Origin of the sequence: Mycobacterium asiaticum, from assembly GCF_001673635.1 — a bacterium.
Lineage (GTDB): Bacteria > Actinomycetota > Actinomycetes > Mycobacteriales > Mycobacteriaceae > Mycobacterium > Mycobacterium asiaticum_C.
This window is the reverse complement of record NZ_LZMH01000084.1, coordinates 1-21831: the sequence shown is the minus strand read 5'-3', so window position 1 is coordinate 21831 and position 21831 is coordinate 1. Positions and strand designations below refer to the sequence as shown.

At 65.3% G+C, this 21831-nt stretch carries 15 protein-coding genes and 1 pseudogene; 13 read left to right on the top strand and 3 right to left on the bottom strand.

Annotated features, from left to right (window positions below; translation table 11 throughout):
• Nucleotides 1-18: 18 nt before the first annotated feature.
• On the bottom strand, nucleotides 19-3354 hold the full coding sequence (gene lysX, locus A5645_RS25900; protein ID WP_065131539.1) for a bifunctional lysylphosphatidylglycerol synthetase/lysine--tRNA ligase LysX: 3336 nt from the start codon (nucleotides 3352-3354) through the stop codon (nucleotides 19-21).
• 446 nt (nucleotides 3355-3800) lie between these two features.
• Between lysX and infC the strand changes: the two genes are divergently transcribed.
• The 5 genes from infC to A5645_RS25875 all read left to right on the top strand — a co-directional run bounded on the left by infC (nucleotide 3801) and on the right by A5645_RS25875 (nucleotide 7042).
• Complete coding sequence (infC, locus tag A5645_RS25895; RefSeq protein ID WP_155768176.1) at nucleotides 3801-4388, top strand: translation initiation factor IF-3; 588 nt, start codon at nucleotides 3801-3803, stop codon at nucleotides 4386-4388.
• Between the two features lie 42 nt (nucleotides 4389-4430).
• Complete coding sequence (gene rpmI / locus A5645_RS25890) at nucleotides 4431-4625, top strand: 50S ribosomal protein L35 (protein WP_036356030.1); 195 nt, start codon at nucleotides 4431-4433, stop codon at nucleotides 4623-4625.
• Between the two features lie 85 nt (nucleotides 4626-4710).
• Nucleotides 4711-5100 carry a 50S ribosomal protein L20 gene (rplT, locus tag A5645_RS25885; protein WP_036356032.1) on the top strand — a complete coding sequence of 130 codons (390 nt, stop codon included), beginning with the start codon at nucleotides 4711-4713 and terminating at the stop codon, nucleotides 5098-5100.
• 13 nt (nucleotides 5101-5113) lie between these two features.
• A complete protein-coding gene (locus A5645_RS25880) occupies nucleotides 5114-5896 on the top strand; it encodes a TrmH family RNA methyltransferase (RefSeq protein WP_065131549.1) in 783 nt (260 codons plus the stop codon).
• Between the two features lie 123 nt (nucleotides 5897-6019).
• Nucleotides 6020-7042: a PE family protein gene (locus A5645_RS25875; protein WP_081288571.1), complete on the top strand. Its 1023-nt coding sequence runs from the start codon at nucleotides 6020-6022 to the stop codon at nucleotides 7040-7042.
• A 16-nt stretch (nucleotides 7043-7058) separates the two neighbouring features.
• Here A5645_RS25875 and A5645_RS25870 read toward each other — a convergent pair whose 3' ends face one another.
• A complete protein-coding gene (locus A5645_RS25870; protein WP_065036549.1) occupies nucleotides 7059-8114 on the bottom strand; it encodes an oxygenase MpaB family protein in 1056 nt (351 codons plus the stop codon).
• 264 nt (nucleotides 8115-8378) lie between these two features.
• On the opposite strand from A5645_RS25870, the gene A5645_RS25865 reads away from it, so the two are divergent.
• From A5645_RS25865 to A5645_RS25835, 8 genes and pseudogenes are all read left to right on the top strand, one after another.
• The gene (locus A5645_RS25865; protein WP_301337005.1) at nucleotides 8379-9233 is read left to right on the top strand and encodes an adenylate/guanylate cyclase domain-containing protein; all 855 of its coding nucleotides are present in this window, start codon (nucleotides 8379-8381) and stop codon (nucleotides 9231-9233) included.
• 9 nt (nucleotides 9234-9242) lie between these two features.
• Nucleotides 9243-10058 carry a rhomboid-like protein gene (locus A5645_RS25860; protein WP_065131536.1) on the top strand — a complete coding sequence of 272 codons (816 nt, stop codon included), beginning with the start codon at nucleotides 9243-9245 and terminating at the stop codon, nucleotides 10056-10058.
• Between the two features lie 196 nt (nucleotides 10059-10254).
• Nucleotides 10255-11298, top strand: coding sequence for a phenylalanine--tRNA ligase subunit alpha (pheS, locus tag A5645_RS25855; RefSeq protein WP_065131535.1), 1044 nt, complete (start codon nucleotides 10255-10257; stop codon nucleotides 11296-11298).
• Entirely contained in the window at nucleotides 11298-13784 is a 2487-nt protein-coding gene (gene pheT, locus A5645_RS25850) for a phenylalanine--tRNA ligase subunit beta (RefSeq protein ID WP_065131534.1), read from the top strand. The genes pheS and pheT overlap by 1 nt, the downstream gene beginning before the upstream one ends.
• A 222-nt stretch (nucleotides 13785-14006) precedes the next feature.
• Nucleotides 14007-15524 (top strand): PE family protein, encoded by a 1518-nt coding sequence (locus tag A5645_RS25845; protein ID WP_065131533.1) that lies wholly within the window; start codon nucleotides 14007-14009, stop codon nucleotides 15522-15524.
• Between the two features lie 352 nt (nucleotides 15525-15876).
• Nucleotides 15877-17439 (top strand): PE family protein, encoded by a 1563-nt coding sequence (locus A5645_RS29185; RefSeq protein ID WP_065131532.1) that lies wholly within the window; start codon nucleotides 15877-15879, stop codon nucleotides 17437-17439.
• Nucleotides 17440-17650: 211 nt separating this feature from the next.
• Nucleotides 17651-17893 (top strand): annotated as a pseudogene (locus A5645_RS29335) (PE family protein); the annotation flags it as partial.
• Between the two features lie 294 nt (nucleotides 17894-18187).
• A complete protein-coding gene (locus A5645_RS25835) occupies nucleotides 18188-19471 on the top strand; it encodes a hypothetical protein (RefSeq protein WP_253867157.1) in 1284 nt (427 codons plus the stop codon).
• Nucleotides 19472-19782: 311 nt separating this feature from the next.
• On the opposite strand, the gene A5645_RS28270 is transcribed toward A5645_RS25835, so the two are convergent.
• On the bottom strand, nucleotides 19783-21831 hold a 2049-nt coding region (locus A5645_RS28270; RefSeq protein ID WP_065131530.1), incomplete at its 5' end, for a hypothetical protein.

Sequence of the window (21831 nt, the reverse complement as noted above, 5' to 3'; positions counted from 1 at the left end):
TGTCAGCTAAACAGCAAATCAGTGGGGCTTAGCCAGCGGGAACGGCAACGTCTCCCGGATGCTGCGCCCGGTGATCAGCATGACCACCCGGTCCACCCCCATCCCGAGACCACCCGTGGGCGGCATTGCGTACTCCATCGCCTGCAGGAAGTCCTCGTCGAGCTCCATCGCCTCCGGGTCACCGCCGGCGGCGAGCAGGGACTGCTCCTCCAGCCGCCGCCGCTGCTCCACCGGGTCGGTGAGCTCGCTGTACGCCGTGCCCAGCTCAACACCCCAGGCCACCAGGTCCCAGCGCTCGGCGACACCGCGTTTGCTGCGATGTGGCCTGGTCAGTGGGGATACCGAGGTGGGGAAGTCGATGTAGAACGTCGGTTGCTCGGTGCGGTCCTCGACCAGGTGCTCATAGAGCTCCAGGACCACCGCTCCCGCATCCCAGTAGTTGCGGTACGGGATCCGCGCTGCGTCCGACAGCTTGCGCAGTGTCCTGAGATCGGTCTCGGCGTCGATGTGCTCACCCAGAGCTTCGGACACCGCGTCGTGGACGGTCTTGACCGGCCAGACTCCGGAGATGTCGAACGGTTCGAGTCGTGCGCCGTAGCTATTCGAATCATCTTGAGCGCGGGGCCGCATCGCCGTCTGGGAGCCATTTGCCGCTTGCGCCGCATTCTGGATCAGTTCGCGGCAGCCGTCGATCCATACCCGGTAATCGGCGTGCGCCTGGTAGGCCTCCAGCAGGGTGAACTCCGGGTTGTGGCTGAAGTCGACGCCCTCGTTGCGGAAGGCGCGGCCGAGTTCGAACACCCGCTCCACGCCGCCGACACAGAGGCGCTTGAGGTACAGCTCGGGGGCGATCCGCAGGAACAGGTCCATCGCGTAGGCGTTGATATGGGTCACGAACGGGCGGGCGGTGGCGCCGCCGTGCACCTGCTGCAGGATCGGCGTCTCGACCTCGATGAAGCCCTTGGCGAAGAGCGTCTCGCGGATGGAGCGCAGCACGCTGCTGCGCGCGGTGATCAGGTCGCGTGACTCCACGTTGACGGCCAGGTCCACGTAGCGCGTGCGTACCCGGGCTTCCGGGTCGGTCAGCCCTTTCCACTTGTTCGGCAGGGGCCGCAGACACTTTCCGGTCAGCCGCCAGCGGCCGACGATCAACGACCGGGTGCCCTTCTTGCTGTAGCCCATGTGCCCGGTCATCTCGACCAGGTCACCCAGGTCGATCGCCGCATTGAAATCGGCGGCACGGCCGTCCTTCAATTGTGAATTGTCAAGCAGCACTTGCACTTCGCCGGACCAGTCACGCAAGTGCGCGAACAGCACGCCGCCGTAGTTCCGGATCCGCAGGATCCGACCGGACACCGAGATGGTGGCGTCGTCGTCGGCAGTCAGCGCCTCGGCGACGGTGTGCGTCGGCGCCTCACCGACGGGATAGGCGTCCACGCCGCTTCTGCGCAGCTTCTTCAGCTTGGCCAGCCGGACCCGCACCTGCTCGGGCAGGCGGCGGTGGGCGTCGTCGTCCTCGGGGATGTCGGCTTCCTGCAGGCCGCTGACGTCGGGCGCGGTGCCGTCGGGATGCAACAATCCGGTGTCGACCAGGCGCTGCGGCACGGCCCGGTGATGGCCGGTGTGCATCTTGTCGCGCCGGCTGAACGGCAGTACCAGGAAGCCCTCGGCGATCACGGATGCGACGCCCACCCGCGGCATCATGCGCGCGTCCTCGTAACAGGCGTAACGCGGAACCCATTCGGGCTGATACTTGTCGTTGGAGCGGTACAACGTCTCGAGCTGCCACCACCGCGAGAAGAACACCAGCAAGCCCCGCCAAAGGCGGGCGACCGGGCCGGCCCCGAGCTGCTCACCCTGTTCGAAGGCCGACCGAAACACCGCGAAATTCAACGAAATTCGGCTCAGGCCCAGGTTCTGGGCGTGCAGCGTGAGCTCGCTGACCATCAGTTCGATGGTGCCGTTGGGCGATTCGCGGGAGCGACGCATCAGGTCCAACGAGACGCCGGTGGTGCCCCAGGGCACCAGCGACAGCATCGCCACCACCTGTCCGGCCGGGTCGACCGCCTCCACTAGCAGGCAGTCGCCGTCGGCCGGGTCCCCCAGCCGGCCAAGCGCCATGGAGAAGCCGCGTTCGGATTCGGTGTCGCGCCAGGCATCCGCCCGCTCGACGGTTTGCGCCATCTCTTCTGGGGGGATGTCGCGGTGGCGCCGAACGCGCACCGTCAGCCCAGCGCGCCGGGCCCGGGTGACGGCCTGGCGGACGCCGCGCATCTCCGGGCCGGACAACTTGAAGTCGGCCGGACGCAGGATGGCCTCGTCGCCGAGTTCCAACGCGTTCAGTCCCGCCTCCCGGTACACCTGGGCGCCTTGGGAGCTGGCGCCCATCACGCCAGGCGCCCAGCCGTAGGTTTGGCACAGCTGCAGCCACGCGTCGACGGCCTGACGCCACGCCTTCGGGTCGCCGACGGGATCGCCGCTGGCAAGGCAGACACCGACCTCGACGCGGTAGGTGAGGGCGGCGCGACCGCTGGGGGCGAAGATCACCGACTTGTCGCGGCGGGTGGCGAAGTAGGCCAGTGAGTCGTTCTTCCCCCACAATTCGACCAGCCCTCGGATGGCAGACTCGTCCTCGCCGGTGAGCGCGTTGTCGGCGCGCTGCGAGAGGAACAGCACGATCGTGGCGGCGATCAACGCCAGCGCGCCGAACAAGCCGAAGATCGCGTTGAGGAAGACGTGTGGTCGGCCGGTGAACAGATCGGGGTCGGCGAAGCCGAACCCGACGACCCGGTTGGCGACGTAGGGCAGTCGCTCCTCGGGCGCCAGTGTCCCGGGGAACATCTCCACGAGTGCCCAGGACGCCAGAATGCCCAGGGCTCCGCCGATCCCGAGCACCGCGGCGGCCCGAAACAGCGCGCCTCTGCGGACTTTGGCCCAGAACTCCCGATAGCCCAGCACCAACAGCACGATTGCCACCACATGGAAGGCGAACCCGAAGTTCTCCCCGAACGCTTCGGCCGGGGTGTTGTCACCCGCGGCGATGTCGGCCGCGTTGATGACTGCGTGCACCACCATGTTGCCCAGCAACACCAGCCAGGCGATTCGCTTGCGGGCCGTGAGCGCCGCGGCGAGCAGGGCCAGCACAAACGACCACGCGAAGCTGGTGTCGGGGAAGTTGAACAGGTAGCTGTTGATGAAGACGCGCGGTGTGTGGATCAGCCAACGGATCAACGGCGAGACACTGGCCAGAAGTGACACGGTGGCGATGACGCCGACCGTCCACCCGGCCGCCGCGGGCAGCCAGTGGTAACGGGTCTTCGCCCGGCGCACCGGGTGGGATTTGGTGAGTGTCACAGACCGCGAGGATATTCGCTATAACCCAGAAATTCCTGGGGATGGGCCCGGCTTGTCCGCACGGGCCTGACGCGCCGTGGTGCCCGCGCCGGCCGAACTGCTCGCGGCCACGACCCGCCAGGCCGAGAAGACACGTCATGCCTGCTAAACTGTCTGCTGCGACCATCCCGGCCACGGCCAGGGACAGTTAAGTGGAGTCCCACTCCCACCGATTGCCACGAGAAGCCTCAGGCTTTCTCAAGGTAGTTCGGTCCGGTCACAGGCATAGCAACATGCCTGCTCTGCGCTTTGTGCGCAGGTGGTTTGACATCCGTTCAAGCCGCGATCGGTCGGCATTGGGCCCTGCTTTTGCAGGGCTTTTCTGCTGTTGGCTGGTGTCTCCCCGCTGTTTCGGCCCAGGTTCAGGCATGGAACGCACCGGATTGAAAGCCAACAAGGGAGGCCCCATCAGCACTGAGACCCGCGTCAACGAGCGCATTCGCGTGCCTGAAGTTCGATTGATCGGCCCTGGGGGGGAGCAGGTAGGCATTGTGCGTATCGAAGACGCACTCCGCGTTGCCGCCGACGCCGATCTCGATCTCGTCGAAGTTGCTCCCAATGCCAGGCCACCGGTCTGCAAGATCATGGACTACGGGAAATACAAGTACGAGGCGGCGCAGAAGGCGCGCGAATCCCGCAGGAACCAGCAGCAGACCGTCGTCAAGGAACAGAAGCTGCGGCCCAAGATCGACGACCACGACTACGAGACCAAGAAGGGTCACGTAGTGCGCTTCCTCGAAGCGGGGTCGAAGGTCAAGGTCACCATCATGTTTCGCGGACGTGAGCAGTCGCGGCCCGAACTCGGGTACCGCCTGCTGCAACGTCTTGGCGCGGACGTCGCCGAATACGGATTCGTCGAGACGTCGGCCAAGCAGGACGGCCGCAACATGACGATGGTGCTGGCACCGCACCGCGGAGCGAAGACTCGCGCCAGGGCGCGGCATCCGGAGGAGCCGGGAGCGCCCGACGCGGCCGGCGACCACGCACCGTCATAACTCGAATTTGCAGCACGACCAGAATCAGAGGACCTAGAAAACATGCCCAAGGCCAAGACCCATAGCGGCGCTTCGAAGCGGTTCCGGCGTACCGGAACCGGCAAGATAGTCCGGCAGAAAGCCAACCGGCGGCACCTGCTCGAGCACAAGCCCAGCACGCGCACCCGGCGGCTGGAGGGCCGCGCGGCGGTCTCGGCCAACGACGCCAAGCGGGTCAACAAGCTGCTGAACGGCTAAGCCGGCGCCGAGAACCACCCACCAGAGACAGCGGGCTGGCGGCAGCCCCCGACCATCACGTTTGAAACGGAAGTAGGAACAACCCATGGCACGCGTAAAGCGGGCGGTCAACGCCCACAAGAAGCGGCGCTCCATCCTGAAGGCTTCGAAGGGCTATCGCGGACAGCGGTCCCGGCTCTACCGCAAGGCCAAAGAGCAGCAGCTGCACTCGCTGAATTACGCCTACCGTGACCGTCGGGCGCGCAAGGGCGAGTTCCGCAAGTTGTGGATCTCTCGCATCAATGCGGCCGCGCGTGCCAACGACATCACCTACAACCGCCTGATCCAAGGACTCAAGGCCGCGGGCGTCGAGGTGGACCGCAAGAACCTGGCGGACATCGCCGTCACGGATGCTGCGGCGTTCACCGCGCTCGTCGAGGTCGCCCGGGCGGCGCTGCCCGAGGACGTCAACGCTCCGTCCGGAGAGGCTGCCTGACTTCGCGGCGCAGCTGCTGACCGAGCGCTCGGCCAAGGTGGTCGCGGCGGTCAAATTGCATCGCCACGTCGGCCGGCGCCGATCGGGACTGTTTCTCGCCGAAGGCCCGAATCTGGTCGCGGCCGCGTTTGGTCGCGGCCTGGTCCGAGAGGTGTTCGCCACCGAGGACGCCGCCCAACGCTATGCGTCGGTGCTGGTCCCACCCATCCACCTGGTGACCGATCGGGCCGCGAAAGCGTTGTCCGACACGGTGACTCCCACCGGTCTCGTCGCGGTGTGTGACATGCCGGCCTCCCGCTTGGGCGAAGCGCTGACCGGCTCGCCGCGACTGATCGCGGTCGCCGTGGATATCGGCGAGCCGGGCAACGCCGGCACCTTGATCCGTCTCGCCGACGCGATGGGTGCTTCGGCGGTCGTGCTGGCCGGGCACAGCGTCGACCCATATAACGGCAAGTGTCTGCGCGCCTCAACCGGCAGCATCTTCAACATTCCCGTCGTCGTAGAACCGGACGCTGGCGCTGCTGTTACCCAGCTGCGGACGGCCGGACTCCAAGTGCTGGCCACCATGCTCGACGGTGAAAAACCCCTCGACGACCCCGAGCTGCCACTGGGCCGGCCAACGGCGTGGCTGTTCGGGCCCGAAGCCCACGGTTTGTCAACGGAGCTCGCCGCCAGTGCCGATCACCGGGTGCGCATCCCGATGGCCGGGGGAGCGGAGAGTTTGAACGTCGCCGCGGCCGCTGCGATCTGCCTGTATCAATCTGCGCGCGCGTTGCGACCGGAGTCCCGAGCCTGACCCCACGCGGCATCTTCCGCAAATTTCGGAAAAAGATCTGGAAATCATTGGTGCCGTCGTTGCTGATTGCTACTATTCGGCTCTCGTCCAATAGGCGACCGGCTCTCCGACGAAGGGGAAACTATGTCACTAGTCAGCGTGGTACCAGAGGCCGTATCCGCAGCAAGCGCGAGTTTGCAGGATCTCGGATCTGCGCTACGAGGTGCGAGCACCAAGGCTCTCAATCAGGCAACCGCAATCGCGCCGCCCGCCGCAGACGAGATTTCCTCGGCGATCACAGCGCTCTTCGGTTCCCATGCAGAAGAGTTCGCCGCTGTAAGTGCTCGGGCTTCGGCCTTCCACGCTGATTTCGTGAAGTTGCTCAGCGGCGGCGCGGCCCAGTATGTAAATGCTGAGATCGCCAATGCGCAGCAAACGCTGGTGAACGCGATCAATGCGCCGGCGCAGGCTTTGCTGGGACGTCGGCTGATCGGTCCCGGGGGTGTTGCGCCGGCTCAAGCCATCCATGAGAGCAGCACAATTCCCACGCCCTTTGGCCCAATCACCATCACGCAGGACGCCATCTTCCCCGAAGCTGGACCTCCCGACTTCGGCACCGGCCCCATCCTGGCGGCTATAAACGCCTCCACCCCGCTCGGGCCCCTGTCGTGGTCGATCAACGGACGCATGGACACGACTCTGGCTGCGCCATTTGTATCAACTTTGCAGCTGACGGGGGGGTCTGTCACCGTGCCGCCTCAGCTTCGGCTTCTCATGGCCGCGGCCGGCCCTACGGTTACTGGTGGGTACTCGCTGGTCCACAGCTTTGACGCGTTTACCTCCGCGCTGGGCAGCGGGAACCTCCTGGGTGCTGCTACTGCCTTCTTCTCCTCACCGTTCGATTACGCGAACGCCACGCTGTTCGGCCACCAAATAGTGGAAGTGCCATTGGGCGGGCTCGGCGCCGGGGGGCCGGAGATTACCTTGCGAGTTCCGTTCGGCGGGCTTCTCGCATCGTCTCAGCCGATGACGTTGTATGCGCCCGGCTACAGCGTCACTTCCGGGGGTGTGACTTCAACCTTTGCCGGCGCGAACTTCGCGTTCTCCGGCTCACGCTTTGGCGGGCTCGGTACCGAATTCCTGAAGCTGTTCGGCCTACCGCTCTAGGCCGCGTTGGGCCGCGTTAAGCCGCGGAATTACGCCCCCGCGCCGGTCGCAGGCCGGCGATGGACAGCGTGCTGTGCACCAGAGATCCGGCGCGTTCCATGATGGCGCGCGCAGGTTCCAGCGGGCGGGCGAGCGGCAGCCGGGACCGCGGCGGGAAGTAGTGCATGGGCAGACCGCGGCGATCCCGGGGCGGGCCCATGAATGCCGGCGCCTCGACCAGCGGCGCGTCCTCGCGGATCCGGCCCTCGGCCCGACGGTAGGCGGCCAGCGCCCGCGGGTGCAGCCGGATCTCGTCGGGCACCGCAATAAAGGCCAATTCGACCAGTTTGCCGAACAGGCGCAGCAGTATCTCGTCGCCCGGTGTCCAGCGCATCCCCGCCTTCTCCCGCACGGCGGGTTCGAACAGCCCCGCGGCGATCCAGCGCTGACCCGCGACCATTGGCTTGAGCAGCTGGTCCCAAATCGGGGTGGGCAGCAGGACGAATTTCGGCTTGGGAATCCGTATCTGGAAGATGTCCAGGACGGCCTGGTTGATCTCCAATTCCTCACGGCCGACCCGCTCCCAGTATTCCTGAAAGTCCTCCCAGGACTTGGGCACCGGCCGCATGCTCATGCCGTACATGCGGTACCACTGCACGTGCTCGTCGAACAACTGGCGCTTCTCGGCTTCGGTGAGTCCGCCGCAGAAATACTCGGCCACCTTGATGACGAGCATGAAGAACGTGGCGTGTGCCCAATAGAACGTCTCCGGATTCAGGGCGTGGTAGCGGCGGCCCTCGCCGTCGACTCCTTTGATGGTCCGGTGGTAGCTCTTGATCTGCTGGCCGGTCTGTGCGGCGCGGTCGCCGTCGTAGACCACGCCCATGATCGGGTAGACCGACCGGGCCACCCGCTGCAGGGGTTCGCGCAACAGAATGGAGTGCTCTTCGACCCCGGCGCCCAGTTCCGGGTACATGTTCTGGATCGCCCCGATCCAGATGCCCATCATCCCGGTGCGCAGATCGCCGAAATACTTCCAGGTCAGGGAATCGGGTCCGAGTGGGTCGGTCGGTGTCGTCGATGTGGCAGTCATCACGGCCTCCAAAGCACCTCGGTGTGCGCCCACGATAAATGGTGACAACATACGTTGTCTACGGTTCAAGCATATGCGCCAGAGCGGTGTTATGCAGTCGCCACGCCGTCGCCGCAACCGCGTGATCAGCGGGTTTGGTCCGATATGTGACACGTGTGGCGTGATCGTCGTTGCCGGGTTCAGCCTGGACCGCCTAACGTTGATTCCGTGGAGGTCGGGGCTGACGAATCGGAATCCGGCGAATCTGACCACACGGCAACTGCGGTGGCTGACGAGGCTCCACGACGGCGTTCCCCGGCGAAGTGGCTGCGCAACACCAATCACAGTCCTGGCGTGGTCGGGTTCGTCAAGCGCGCCCGCCGGTTGCTGCCCGGAGACCCGGAATTCGGTGACCCACTGTCCACTGCCGGCGAAGGCGGCCCCCGCGCCGCCGCCCGCGCCGCCGACCGGCTCCTCGGCGATCGCGATGGGGCGTCTCGCGAACTGAGTCTGGGCGTTTTGCAGGTCTGGCAGGCCATGACAGAGGCCGTGTCGCGCCGTCCCGCAAACCCCGAAGTGACGCTGGTGTTCACCGATCTGGTGGGTTTCTCGTCGTGGTCGCTGCAAGCCGGGGACGACGCCGCGCTCACGTTGCTGCGCCAGGTGGCCCGCGCCGTCGAATCCCCACTGCTGGATGCCGGCGGCCACATCGTCAAGCGGATGGGCGACGGGATCATGGCCGTGTTCCGCCGCCCCGATACCGCGGTCAAGGCGGTGCTGCACGCCGAACAGGCGATCAAAACGGTTGAGGTGGAGGGCTTTACACCTCGGATGCGGGTAGGCATTCACACCGGACGCCCGCAGCGACTCGGTTCGGATTGGCTGGGTGTCGACGTCAACATCGCGGCCCGCGTGATGGAACGCGCGACCAAGGGCGGGATCATGATCTCGAGCCCGACCTTGGATTTGATCCCGCAAAGCGACCTGGACGAGCTGGGCGTCACCGTCAAGCGCGCGCGCAGGCCCATGTTTTCCAGCAAACTCACCGGCATCCCACCAGACCTGGCGATCTACCGCCTCAAGACTGGTAGGGACTTGTCAGGTGGCGATAACACGGACGAGACAAACGCCCATGCATAGTGGAAGGCGATGATTTCCAACGTGTTGTCCGGGCTCGCCCGCGTGCGGTTCACCGTGGCGTACGTGGCGGCTCTGGCATTCGTCAGCACCGCGATGCTGCTGATCGACCCGCAGACGCATGACCGGGTGATTCGGCACGCCAGCACCAACCTGCACAACCTTTCGCACGGCCGGCTGGGCACGCTGCTGGGCAGTGCCTTTGTCGTCGAAGCCGGTCCGTTGTACTTCTGGCTGCCATTTCTGACCTGTCTGCTCGTCCTGGCCGAACTGCAGATGCGCACCCTCCGGCTGATCGTCGCGTTCCTCATTGGGCACATCGGCGCCACGCTGGTGGTGGCCGCCGCGCTGGCCGCGGCGGTCAAGCTGGGCTGGATGCCGTGGTCGATCACGCGCGCCAGCGATGTCGGCATGAGCTACGGCGCACTCGCCGTCCTCGGTGCCCTCACGGCCACCATCCCGCGGCAATGGCGGCCCGCCTGGGTCGCATGGTGGCTCGCGGTTAGCGTGTCGGCCGCGATCATCGGCGGCGAGTTCACCAACGCCGGGCACGCCGTGGCTCTGACATTAGGGATGCTGGTTGGCACGCGGTTCCACGGCACCGTGCACTGGACGCCGGTGCGGTGCCTGATGCTGCTCAACGCCGCGGGTTTCGGGTTCCTGATCCTGTCGCACAGCTGGTGGGGGATGTTCGCCGGCACGGTGCTCGGCCTGTCCGGTGCCGCGATCGCCCACCTTGTGTCGCGGCGATTCCGGTCCAGTACACCGGACGCCTCGACGCCTACGGACGGGCCGCAGCCGGCGCCGGTACTAACGGCCGCGCCCTGACCCCAAAGCTGCGCCTCAGTCCTGGCCGGGAAGCCTGGTGATCCGGGACACATGACGTCATGACTTATGATCGGCACTTGCGTCACACCCGTGCCGCGAACCCACAAGCCCACGTTGCGGGCCGCGCTCGAGCCCATCGCGCGGGGTAGCGGCCGGGCAGCCCGACCAGCCTCGTCAGCAAGGAGAGTGCCGCCGCGTGGGTGATCAACCCGTCGACCTATCGCCGGAAGCATTGGCGGAGGCAGTCGAGGCCGCCCAGCGCGCCATCTCCCTCGCCGACAGCCTGGAAGCGCTTGCATACGTCAAGACCGAGTACCTGGGTGACCGCTCGACGCTGGCGCTGGCACGTCAAGCGCTCGGCGGACTGCCCAAGGAAGAACGCGCCGACGCCGGCAAGCGGGTCAACCTCGCCCGCAGCGAAGCCCAACGCCGTTATGACGAACGCCTCGCGGTGTTGCGCGCCGAACGAGACGCCGCGGTACTGGTCGCCGAACGGATCGATGTCACGCTGCCGTCGACGAGGCAGCCGACCGGGGCGCGGCACCCCATCACCATCCTGGCCGAGCACATCGCCGATACCTTCGTCGCGATGGGCTGGGAGCTGGCCGAAGGTCCCGAAGTCGAGACCGAGCAATTCAACTTCGACGCGCTCAACTTCCCGCCCGACCATCCGGCGCGCAGCGAACAGGACACCTTCTACATCGCGCCCGAGAACTCCCGCCAGCTGCTGCGGACCCACACGTCGCCGGTCCAGGTCCGCACATTGCTCGAGCGTGACCTCCCCGTGTACATCATCTCGATCGGTCGGACCTTCCGAACCGACGAACTCGACGCAACCCACACGCCCGTTTTTCACCAGGTCGAGGGATTGGCCGTCGACCGTGGCCTGACCATGGCACACCTGCGCGGCACCCTGGACGCGTTCGCCCGCGCCGAGTTCGGTCCGCTCGCCCGAACCCGGATGCGCCCGCACTTCTTCCCGTTCACCGAACCCTCCGCCGAGGTCGACGTCTGGTTCGCGAACAAGAAGGGGGGTGCCGACTGGGTCGAATGGGGCGGATGCGGGATGGTCCATCCGAACGTGCTGCGGGCGGCCGGCATCGACCCCGAGGTGTACTCCGGCTTCGCCTTCGGCATGGGGCTGGAACGAACCCTGCAGTTCCGTAACGGCATTCCGGACATGCGCGACATGGTCGAAGGCGATGTGCGGTTCTCGCTGCCGTTCGGGGTGGGGGCCTGATGCGGGTCGCCTACAGCTGGTTGCGTGAGGCCGTCTCAGCCGGGGCTCCCGGCTGGGACGCGGGTCCCAATGATCTCGCCCAGGCCCTCGTCCGCATCGGCCACGAGGTCGAAGACGTCGCGACACTCGGTCCCGTCGAGGGCCCGCTGACGGTGGGTCGGGTCACCGAGATCGAGGAACTCACCGAATTCAAAAAGCCGATCCGCGCGTGCCGGGTTGATGTCGGCGCCGACGATCTCCAGGACATCATCTGCGGAGCCACCAACTTCAAGGTCGGTGACCTGGTGGTGGCGGCACTGCCAGGAACTACCCTGCCGGGCAACTTCACTATCGCTGCTCGTAAGACCTACGGCCGCACCTCCAACGGGATGATCTGTTCGGCGGCAGAACTCGGCTTGGGTGCCGACCATTCGGGAATCCTGGTGCTGCCGCCGGGGACCGCAGAACCGGGCGCCGATGCCGGCGCTGTGCTGGGGTTGGACGACGTGGTCTTCCACCTTGCGATCACACCCGACCGCGGATACGGCATGTCCGTGCGCGGCCTGGCGCGCGAGATCGCGTGCGCTTACGACCTGGACTTCGCCGATCCCGCGGATGTCCCACCGTTACCCGTCGAGCGTGAGGCCTGGCCGTTGCGGGTGCACCCCGAGACCGAGGTGCGTCGGTTCGCGCTGCGGCCGGTAATCGGGATCGACCCGAAGGCCGTCACGCCGTGGTGGCTGCAACGTCGCCTGCTGCTGGCCGGCATACGGCCCACGTCGCCGGCCGTCGACGTCACGAACTACGTGATGCTCGAACTCGGTCACCCGATGCACGCCCACGACCGCGCCCGGATCACCGGAAGCCTCGAAGTTCGATTCGCACACCCCGGCGAAACGGTCGTCACGCTCGATGACGTCAAGCGCAAGCTCGAGCCCGTCGACGTATTGATCGTCGATGAGGTCGCAACCGCGGCAATCGGCGGCGTCATGGGTGCGGCCAGCACCGAAGTGCGTGCCGATTCCACCGACATCCTGCTGGAAGCCGCGGTCTGGGATCCCGCGGCCGTGTCGCGCACGCAGCGGCGGCTCCATCTGCCCAGCGAAGCGGCGCGCCGTTACGAGCGGGCGGTGGACCCAGCGATCTCAGTGGCCGTCCTGGACCGTTGCGCCAGTTTGCTTGTCAACATCGCCGGGGGAGTAGCCGAACCGGCCCTTACCGATTGGCGCGGTGATCCGCCGCGCGACGACTGGTCGCTTCCACCGATCGCAATTCCCGCCGATCTGCCGGATCGCTTCGCCGGTGTCGCCTACGCACCGGGAACCACCGCGCGACGTCTGACCCAGGTCGGTGCGCGGGTGAGTCAGGACGGGGACGTTCTGACGGTCACGCCGCCGAGTTGGCGGCCCGATCTGCGGCAACCCGCCGATCTCGTCGAAGAAGTGCTGCGGTTGGAAGGGCTCGAGGTCATTCCCTCCGTACTGCCGTCGGCCCCCGCGGGTCGCGGGTTGTCACCCACGCAGCAGCGGCGGCGCGCGATCGGAAAATCGCTGGCCATGTCGGGATATATCGAGGTGCTGCCAACGCCCTTCTTGCCAGCCGGTGTGTTCGAGTTGTGGGGGTTGGGCGCGGATGACCCGCGGCGGGCCACCACCAAGGTGCTCAACCCACTGGAGGCCGATCGACCAGAGTTGGCCACCACTTTGCTGCCGGCGCTCTTGGAGGCGTTGGGGCGCAACGTATCTCGTGGTCTCGGTGATGCGGCGCTGTTCGCCATCGCGCAGGTTGTCCAGCCGACCGAAATGACCCGCGGCGTCAACCTGATCCCGGTCGACCGCAGGCCCACCGATGCCGAGATCGCCACGCTGGATGCCTCGTTGCCGCGGCAACCCCAGCATGTCGCCGCGGTGCTTACCGGTCTGCGGGAGCCGCGCGGCCCGTGGGGACCCGGCCGCCCCGTCGAGGCCGCCGACGCGTTCGAGGGAGTGCGTATCGTCGCGCGCGCCAGCGGAGTCGACGTGACGCTGCAACCCGCGCAGTACCTGCCGTGGCATCCCGGAAGGTGCGCTGAGGTGCTGATCGCAGGCGCCGTCGTTGGCCACGCCGGGCAGCTGCATCCGGCCGTGATTGAGCGGGCGGGTCTGCCGAAAGGCACGTGCGCCTTCGAGTTGGATCTGGACGCCGTGCCGACCAGCACGGTCCTGCCCGCTCCGCGGGTGTCGCCGTTCCCGGCCGTGTTCCAAGACGTCAGCCTGGTGGTGGCCGCCGACGTGCCCGCCCAGTCCGTCGAGGACGCCGTCCGTGACGGAGCCGGCGCACTGCTCGAAGACATCCAGTTGTTCGACGTCTTCGTGGGCCCGCAGATCGGCGCGGACCGCAAGTCGCTGACGTTCGCGCTGCGGTTTCGGGCGCCGGACCGAACGCTGACCGAGGATGACGCGAGCGCGGCCCGCGATGCCGCGGTGCGTTGCGCCGCCGAGCGGGTCGGCGCCGAACTGCGTCGCTGAGCACGCATCGTCCAGCGGGTCTGCCGTCGACGCGCGGTGCTGGTAGCACGACCGGGTGCCGGACTGCAGTGTTTGCGGCCTGCCAAACCCCTTCTTTCCTGTGTATTTCCTGGAACTTACCGGTGAGTAGCTTGAACTTACTTGCAAGTAAGAAGCTCCGGATTAACGCTGACTTCACCATCACGACCGCTGGTCATCGGGCAAAAACCAAAGGAGATCAACATGTCGTTTGTAATCGCGGCACCGGAGCTGCTGCACAGCGCGGCCCAAGACTTGGCGAGTATCAACACGTCGCTTGCCGAGGCCACTGCGATTGCTTCTGCCCCTACGACTGGGATCGCGGCTGCAGCTCAGGACGAAGTGTCGTCCGCGATTGCTTCTCTGTTCGGTGAGTTCGGCCAGGAATTTCAGACCCTCAGCTCCCAGTCGCAGATTTTTCACCAAGAGTTCGTCGAGTTGATGTCCGCAGGCGCACAGGCTTATGCAGTCGCCGAGGGGTCTAACGCGGAGCAGACCCTCCTGGGCGCGCTAAGCGCAACGGGCCAATCGTTGTTCGGGAACACGCTGCCGAGCGGCGCCGCCGCTGCCTCATCGATGACGGGTTTGGCCTCGTTCGTGGGTACGGTCGCAGCGCCCTACCAAACGTTGGTCGCGAATACGGTCAGCAACGCACAAGCCATCGGAAGCACGCTCAGCGCCTATCGGTTCCCGTTCCTACAGCAGTTGGTGAGCAACCAACTCGGTTACGGGCAGACGATTGCAACATCTATTGAGGCCGGCATTGCAAACTTTCCCGCTGAATTAGCCAACTTGCCGACAGCGATCGAAACCGGTGTACAGCAACTCCTGACGATCAATCCTGTGTCGTTGCTGCAAGGGTTCGTCGATAGCCAGGTCAGTTTCGCGCAGACAATAAGCGGCGGGCTGCTGGGTGCCGCGCGCGACTTGGGCACCGGGCTGCAAAGCCTGCCGCCGGGCTTGACCGCGGCTTTCCAGGACTTATTGTCGGGGAACGGGGCTGCTGCCTATGCCGACCTGAACTCCGCTTTGGTGAACGCGTTCCTGCCGGGATTCGATGCGACTGTCACCCTCTCGGATTCGGGGTCGGCGCTGGTCGACATCATCCCCATGGGTCCGCTCGGCGAGCTCGCACCAATCCTGGCACTTCCCGGTCAGATGGCGCAGAACTTCACCAACCTCTTGCCGCCTGGATCCGTACCGGCACAGATCTCGCAGAACGCGACCAATCTAGTTTCCGCTCTGACCAATTTCGGAACGACGCTCAGTATCAGTAATACGGCCCACCTCACGTTTGGGCTGCCGCTGCAGCTCGTCCTCGACGGCATCGGCGGGCCAGCCAACGCGTTGAGTGCGGTCAATGCGAGTTCGGTGGCGTTCGTTTCCGCGATCCAGGCCGGGAACGTGCCGGCAGCTGCTGCTGCAATTCTTGATGCGCCCGCCGTCATCGCCGATGCGTATCTGAACGGCACCACTGTCATCTCATTGCCGCCCGCGCTGGTCGACTTACTCGGCACCGGCACACCTCTTCCGTCGACCACTGAGATCCAGCTTGGCGGGATACTTGCGCCGCTGAGCCTGCCGCAGGTTTTCGTTAACGCCGGACCCGGTTTCGAACACCTGCAGCTTGAATTGTCGGGCGACACCGAGATCGGTGGCCTAATCCCCGGCCTACTGAGTTTCGGTACTCAGCTGGCACAGGCAATCACCCCGATGTCTTAGAACTAACCGGGGGCTCACACCTGACTCGACGTCCTTACCATGCCGTCACAATCCCGTTGGGATCAGCTCGCGCCGTCACGAGCCAGAACATGGATGTATCAGACGCTGTGAAGACCATCGCCTCCTAGACAGCATTGGGCCGGTAGTTGGCGTACGGCACCGCCGCGGGTTCCCGCCTGCCTGGATGAATACATCTGAGGTGGCGCCGAGCTCTGCCTACTGCAGAAACCGGCTAAACCTGCCAGTTTCCTGTGAAAATCCACAACTTACTTGCCAGTAGGGTGAGCTGAGATAAATTCATTACGCACTGTGACCACCGGTCACGATTCGGGCAAGTGATGAGGAGTTGTTTATGTCATTCGTGTTCGCCGCGCCGGAGCTCGTGGAAGCGGCAGCGCAGAACCTGGCCGGTATCAGTTCGTCCCTGGGCCAGGCCACAGCGGCTGCGGCGGCCCCGACTACCGGCATATTGGCGGCGGGTGCCGATGAGGTGTCGGCCGCGATTGCGCAACTCTTCGGCACACACGGTCAGGAGTTCCAGGCTCTGAGCGCCCAGGCGGCAGCGTTCCACCAAGAATTCGTCGGGATGTTGAACGCTGGTGCCAGCGCGTACGCCAGCGCCGAGGCCTCGGGCGTGCAAGCACTGATGTCGGGCGCCTCGGGCGGAATGGCTCCGATCGGCAACCTGGGCCAAACCATCAGCACCGCAATTCAGGCAGAGGTCCAAGGCATCAGCGGCGTCCTCGGCGGCGCACCCAGTGCCTTCGGCGTTGCCGCCGGCATGCCTGCGGCGATCCAAGACCTCAACGCCTTTGGTGCTGCAGTTGCCGCGCCGTATCAAGCGCTCGCGGCGAATACGACAGCGAACCTCCAGGCTATCCACAACACGTTCGCCGCCAATCCCTTCCCGTTCCTGAACCAAGTTGTCAATAATCAGGTCGGTTACGCCCAACAGTTTGCTACGGGTCTCCAGGGGGCCATCCAGAATCTGCCCGCCGAGCTGGCCAACGCGCCTCTTAACATCCAAGCCTCGTTGCAGGCGCTTGCGAGCGCTAACCCGGCAGCATTCCTGCAGCAGGTAGCCAACAACCAAATCAATTTCGCACAAACGATTGTTACTGGTCTGACGACTGCAGGGCACGACTTAGGTACCGGATTATCGGGGCTTCCGGCGAGTTTCCAAACCGCTTTCCAGGACCTCGTAGCGGGCAACGTCACCGGAGCGGCCAACGCCCTGGGACAGGGGCTGGAGAATGTCTTTCTTCCGGGTTTTCAGGACATTTCGTTCACACTGGGCGATACGGCGCTGATCCCGATCACTCCGCTTGGTCCGCTTGGCGATTTGTTGCCGATATTCTCGATCCCCGGGCAGATGGCCCAAAACTTCACCAATCTGCTTCCTGCCGCGTCCATCCCTGGTCAGATCGCGCAGCACGCCACCAATGTGCTTGACGTGCTCACCAATTTCGGATCGACGTTCGACCCCACTACGTTAGGCATCAACTTCGGTCTGCCTTTGCGGTTGCTGTTTGATGGCATAGGCGCGCCGATCAATGGTCTCGTTGCACTCAATTCCAGCATGACGGCTTTCGTCAGCGCAGTGCAAACCGGCAACGTCGCTGGGGCGGCCGCCGCCGTGCTCGACGCTCCGGCCGTTTTTGCCGACGGCTTCCTCAACGGTCAGACGTTTGTAAGCCTGCCGCCGCTGACCACAACCGTGGACTTCGGTATACCGGGTCTTCCTCCGTCGTCCCTCACCGCAGTGGCCGAATTACCCCTTGGCGGCCTGCTGACTCCATTAAGTCCCATTGACAGCAACATCGGAGTCTTGCCCGGCACGCCAGTCGGCGGTCTCATCCCCGGTCTTCTGAGTTTCCAGTCCGAGCTCGCAGCGGCGATTACCAACCTCATGTAGTGGGGGGCGCGGCCAGGACACCACGGTTCCGAGGTGTCCTGGCCGAACGCCCGGCGTCACTGATCGAGAGGGCGTCCGCGCGTTTGCCGCGTCACCCTTCCCTCCCGTAGTGGATTCGACGATTACGCCTTGGTGACCAAGCACTCAATATATTTTTGGTAGAGATGTTTAGGTCTTGTAAATAGCGGGTACAGCCCGGCGTACGTCGGGTGTGCGTCGAGGGGAGATCGTCGTGTCTTTTGTGGTCGCTGAAACAGATTTCGTATCAGCCGCAGCAGGTCAACTGGCGAATCTTCGCTCCTCGCTCAGCGAGGCGGCGGCCACCGCGGCCGGCCCCACGACCGGTATCGCTGCCGCGGCCAGCGACGAAATCTCGGCGGCCATCGCCCGGGTATTCGGTGCCTTCGGCCAGGACTTCCAAGCGGTCAACAGCCAGGCAGCAGCGTTCAATGCTGAGTTTGTGCGGTTACTGAATGGCGGCGCGGCCGCATACGTCAGCGCCGAGATCGCCAATGCCGAGCGGACCTTGCTGAGCGGCGGCTTCGGATTTCCCACGGCCGCGTCCACAAACCCACTGGGCGACTTGCTTGGGGGACTGCTTGGCGGCACCACCAGTGGCGGTGGCAGTGGCCTACCGATTCCGACCGGCGGACTGACCGGGCTGTTGGGCCCGCTGACCGGCGGCACCGGGGGACTCCTGGCACCCCTATCGCCTGCCCTCGCCCCGCTCCTCGGTGGCTTGGGCCAATTGCCCGGACTGGGTCCCATTCTTGGTGGCCTGGGCACCACCCTGTTTCCGCCGAGCCTCGTCGCGCCCAGCGTCATCGGCGCCCCTAATCCGTATCTGACCCTGCTGGAGAACACCGCACGGAACCTGAACAGTCTCGGGGCGAACTATCGGCCGTTCCCCATCCTGAGCCAAATTGCCGTCAATCAGTCCTTCTATGCACAGCTCGCCGCCCACGACCTCGCCCTGTTCGTTCAGGGTTTCCCGGCGAATGTGCCGGCGAATATCGAACTTGCTCTCCAAGACCTCGCGGCATTCAACTTGGCGACGCAGGTAGAGACCTACGTCAAGGGCGCGACAGCGTTCGCCGACGTACTCGGGACGCAGTTCGCGGCGTTCGGCGCCGGCATCCAGCAAACCTTCCCGACGTTCCAGCACGACCTGGATCTGGCCGGTGTTGCGATCCAGCAGGGTAATTACCACCAGGCGGTGCAGTACGGGGCTCACAGCCTCATCGACCTCTTCATCACCGGGTTCGACACGAGTGGCCTAGGTATCAGCATTGGCGGAAACCTGCCGCTTGCCCCGTCGATCAACATCGCGGGACCGATCGGAGTTGAGGGCCCGGCGGGGGCTCTCCTGCCCATCCTCACCGCCCTCGGAGCGCAGGCGCAGGGCACTGCCAGCTTGTTACCGGCCAACTCGATTCCTGGCATGATGGCGCGGAACTTGGCCAACGGGATTGGCACCCTTACCAACGCCGGCGTGTCGGCAGACTTTGCGTTCACCCTGGACCTCAATCCACTGAGTCCAAACTTCGGCGGCACCCTCGCCGGCGAAGCTATTTTCGGACTGCCCCTGCAGCTCGGTTTTGCGATTCTGGGGCCGCCATTCGCCGGCCTCGACGGCCTGGCGGAAGGCGCGACGTTCTTCTCGACCTCGTTGGCTAACGGAGACCTTCTGGGAGCAGCGAGTGCCATTGGTAACACGCCGGCGTACATTATGGACGGTTTCCTCAACGGCGAAGTCATCATCGATCAGCCGCTTCCGGTGACAGTGACGCTCGCAGGGATACCAGTCACGCTGCCGACCATTGCGCACCTGCCCTTGACCGGGCTTCTGGTTCCGCCGCACGAAATTTCGGCTACCGTGCCACTGAGCCAATTACTTCTTCCGAACGTTCCGCTTCTCCCAGACATCAATGTGCCTCTCGGCGGAACCAAGTTCGGCGGTATCTTCCCGTTCTTGCTGAACACCCTGCCGCAGCAAATCGCCCAATCCATGTCCTACACCAACACTCTCTAGTCAGTTGGTGTGAGCAGCGCTGGGTATTGCCTTGCGCTTGTGCGGCTTGGGTCGTAGTCAAAGATCCGTTGGGATCCGACCATCCGACCTGCAATAGCTGAAGTCTTGCGAGACAACAGTATTCAGTCAAATCTGCGGCGTCTGCTATCGGCAGCTGCTATCACGTGTAGCAACCTGAGTGCCTATGTCGTGCTATGCCGAGCCGATGATCCCTGGCACAGTCCGGCCGGCTAAAAGACGCGGCGCCGGAGTTCGGGTGTCCGAACCTCCGGCGCCGCGCTGTCGGGCTAATTCGCCCCAGGTGCTGACTCCTAGGTGCTCACAGAGACGTTCAACGCGGCCTGAAGAGCCAGCTGGAGGTTCAGCAACGCCTGGTTCAGGCTGACGGCAAGGTTAACCGCGGTCGAATTCAGTGACACCAGCAGAGATCCGCCCGTCTGCGCGAGCCCGGTGAGGGCGGTCTGGATACCTGCCACCAGCGGGCCGCCAGTCTGGACGAATCCGGAGAGACCGGTACCGAGGCTGGCGCCGAAGGCGTCGGTGAAGACTTCGGTGACCTGAGTGACCGCGTTCGCCCAGATGCTTGCCAGGGCCATACCGGTTTGACTGCCTCCTGCGAGCGCAGCGGCGAGATTAGCCGCCACGGCCGCACCCGTTTGGCCCAGGCCGCTCAATCCGGTGGACAGGCCTGCCGAGAGAGCCTCACCGGCGTCCACCAAACTGTTCAGCGAACCCGAGAGGGCGGCACCGAGTTGGGCGCCGATGTTGGCGCTCAGGTTGGCTGACACCGATGCGTTGAGGTTGGCGAATGCAGCACTCAGAGCGGCACTGAGGCCGTTGAGGCCGCCAGTGAACGAACCGCCCAGCGCAGCACCGAGGTTGGCGGCGAGGTTCTGGCCGGTGGCGACCAGGCCGTTGAACCCGGCTTGCAACGCGCCCAGACCGCCGTTGAAGGCCGCGGTCAGGGTAGGCAACCCGCCGGCGAACGTGGCGTTGAGGGCCGCGTTCAGGCTGTTGAGGCCGGTGCCGAGGGCACCACTGAACGCTGCGTTCAGTCCCGCGATGCCCGCGTTGAATCCGCCTGTCAAGGCGGCGCCGAACTGGGCACCAAGGGCGGGCAGGTTGATTGCCGGCAGTGTCGCGCTCAGGCCGGCCACCAGCGTCTGCCCGGCGTTGACCAGGCCACTGAGCCCGGCCTGGAAGCCGGAGATGCCACCGGTGATAGCCGCATTCAGCGCTGGCAGACTGCCTGAGAACGCCCCGGTGAGGGCAGCGGACAGACCGCTGATGCTGGCCCCAATGCTGCCTGACAGCGCTGCGTTGAGCGCGGCGGACAACGCCGGAAGGTTGAAATTCGGGAGGGCCGGCAAGGTGAACGGTGGCAGCGTCGGGAAGCTGAACGGCGGCAACGCAAATGGCGGCAGCGTGATGTTGCCAGCCAGGTTGATCAACGAGTTGATCCCGGCGTTGATGCTGGCGCCGATGTCCGGAAGTGCAGGCAGCGGCGGGAAGCTGAACGGCGGCAACGCTAGCGGAGGCAGGGCAAGCGGCGGGAGCTGCAAGCTGGCCGCGAGAGTCTGACCGAAGTTGACTGCCGCGGTAATGCCGCCCGCGATAGAGGCACCGATCTCGGGAAGCGTCGGCAATTGGATGTTGAATGGCGGCAGCGTGAATGGCGGCAGCGTGAATGGCGGCAGCGTGAGCGGGGGCAGCGCGAGTGGCGGCAGGCTCAGGTTGCCGGCGAGGTTGACCAGGGTGTTGAGTCCACCGGTCAGGGCGGCACCGAAGTCGGGCAGCACCAGGCCCGGGAAGCCCGGGATGGAGATGCCCGGCAGGCCGAAGTTCAGCGGCGGGAACTGGAAGCCGGGGAACCCAGGCAGCGGCGGCAGGCTCAAGTTGCCGGCGAGGTTGACCAGGGTGTTGAGTCCGCCGGTCAGGGCGGCACCGAAGTCAGGCAGGACCAGGCCGGGCAGGCCGGGGATGGTGATGCCGGGCAGGCCGAAGTTCAGCGGCGGGAACTGGAAGCCGGGGAACCCAGGCAGCGGCGGCAGGCTCAAGTTGCCGGCGAGGTTGACCAGGGTGTTGAGTCCGCCGGTCAGGGCGGCACCGAAGTCAGGCAGCACCAGGCCGGGCAGGCCGGGGATGGTGATGCCGGGCAGGCCGAAGTTCAGCGGCGGGAACTGGAAGCCGGGGAACCCAGGCAGCGGCGGCAGGCTCAAGTTGCCGGCGAGGTTGACCAGGGTGTTGAGTCCACCGGTCAGGGCGGCACCGAAGTCAGGCAGCACCAGGCCGGGCAGGCCGGGGATGGTGATGCCGGGCAGGCCGAAGTTCAGCGGCGGGAACTGGAAGCCGGGGAACCC